1 protein-coding gene and 1 pseudogene are annotated in these 2,055 nt (G+C 71.6%); both read right to left on the bottom strand.

Features of this window, described 5'->3' with window-relative positions; all coding sequences use genetic code 11:
* Window positions 1–332, bottom strand: a pseudogene (locus tag WA805_RS07895) (galactose-1-phosphate uridylyltransferase); the annotation flags it as partial.
* A 178-nt stretch (window positions 333–510) separates the two neighbouring features.
* A partial coding sequence (gene araA / locus WA805_RS07890) for an L-arabinose isomerase (protein ID WP_425242007.1) occupies window positions 511–2,055 on the bottom strand: 1,545 nt, incomplete at its 5' end.

The raw sequence follows: 2,055 nt of genomic DNA, 5'->3' as shown, positions 1-2,055 counted from the left end.
GCGAACAGGTTCGCGGTGCGGTCGGTCCACGCCGCGAGGATGAGCTGGACCCGGTCCTCGCCGAGGGAGGCGAACGTCGCGTCGTGATCGGAGGTGAAGGCGACGACCTCGCACCGGCCGCGGCCCCGGCGCAGCCGGTGCGGCAGCGGGCCGATCAGCTCGTCGGGCGGCTCAGGCGAGCCGGACAGCGAGGGGAAGCGGTTCTCGAACACCGCCACCTCGTAGTCCGGCGCCGGGATCTCGGTGTGCCTGGCCGACGTGAACGGGCAGAATGGGCAGACGTCGGGTCCCGGGTGGTAGGGCCGCACCTGCCGGTTGGCGGCTATCGCCACCCACTCGCCGAGCAGCGGGTCGAACCGGGACTCGCCGGATCCCGGCCGCGCGTCGAGTGGCCTCGAGTCGGGGCAGGCCGGCCCGGGCGGCGTCCGGGCCGGCCTCGGCGTCGAAATAGATGAGCTCGCGGCCGTCCGCGAGGTGCACGAGGGTCTTACGCGCAGCCGCGAACGGCATTCAGACTCCGCCAGCGAGCCGGTAATACGCGGCGTTCCAGCGGAGCTCGTCCTCGAATGCCCTGGCGGTCGTCGATTCGTCGATGACGAGCAGTTCCACGCCCGCCATCCTGGCATAGTCGCGGAAGGCGTCGGCGCCGACCGCGGTGGACATGGCGGTGTGGTGCGCGGCGCCGGCCATCAGCCAGGACGTCGCGGAGGTGCGGAAGTCGGGGGCCGGCCGCCACACGGCGCGGCCGACCGGCAGCCTGGGCAGCGGCTCGGGGGGCGGGACCAGCTCGACGACGTTGGCGGTGAGCCGGAACCTGTCGCGCATGTCGGTCATCGCCACGACGATGCCGGGCCCCGGGTCGGCGGTGAACACCAGGCGCACCGGGTCCTGGCGGGCGCCGATGGCCAGCCGGTGGATCTCCAGCCGTGGCCTGCCGGTGGTGAGGGTGGGGCAGACCTCGAGCATGTGCGCGCCGAGGATGAGCTCCTGTCCGGGCGTCAGGTCGTAGGTGTAGTCCTCCATCATGGACGCGCCGCCGGGGAGTCCCTGGCCCATCACCTTGGCGGCGCGGACCAGGATGGCGGTCTTCCAGTCGCCTTCCGCGCCGAACCCGTACCCGTCGGCCATCAGCCGCTGCACGGCCAGCCCTGGCAGCTGCTTCAGCCCGCCCAGGTCCTCGAAGTTCGTGGTGAACGCGCCGAACCCGCCGTTGTCGAGGAACGCGCGCAGGCCCAGCTCGATCGCCGCGCCTTCGCGCAGCGACTGGTGCCGCTCCCCGCCGCGGCGCAGCTCGGGCACGACGTCATAGCTGTCCTCGTACTCCTCGACCAGCGCGGCGATGTCCGCGTCGGTGACGTCGCCGACCGCTGTCACCAGGTCGTTGACACCCCAGGTGTTGACTTGCACGCCGAACACGGCTTCCGCCTCGGTCTTGTCCCCTTCGGTGACCGCGACGAACCGCATGTTGTCGCCGAACCGCGCCAGCTTCAGCGCCCGCGTCGCCGCCCAGCCCGCCGCCGCCCGCGCCCAGATCGCGACGTCCGCGACGACGCGCGGGTCGGACACGTGGCCGACGACGGTCTTGCGGCGGATGCCGAGCCTCGACTGGATGTAGCCGAACTCGCGGTCGCCGTGCGCGGCCTGGTTCAGGTTCATGAAGTCGAAGTCGATCTCGGCCCACGGCAGCCGGACGTTCGCCTGGGTGTGCAGGTGCAGCAGCGGCTTGCTCAGCGCGCTGAGGCCGGAGATCCACATCTTCGCCGGGCTGAACGTGTGCATCCACGCGATCACGCCGATCACGTTGTCGTCGCGGCTGGCCGCCAGCATGACCCGCCGGATCTCTTCCGGCGTGGTGACCACCGGCTGCCAGACAACACGGACCGGGATCGCATCCGCCGCGGCGAGCGCGCCGGCGATGGCGCGGGACTGTTCGGCTACCTGCCGGAGGGTCTCCTCGCCGTAGAGCTGCTGACTGCCGGTGACGAACCAGATCTCGAGGCCGTTCAGCTGGCTGCCGGCGCCTGGTACGGCTGGGGCGGCTGGTGCGGACATTTT

The sequence above is a fragment of the Trebonia sp. genome (assembly GCF_049794275.1).
Classification (GTDB): domain Bacteria; phylum Actinomycetota; class Actinomycetes; order Streptosporangiales; family Streptosporangiaceae; genus Trebonia.
The sequence above is the reverse complement of the archived record's forward strand: the minus strand, read 5'-3'. Positions and strand labels throughout refer to the sequence as shown.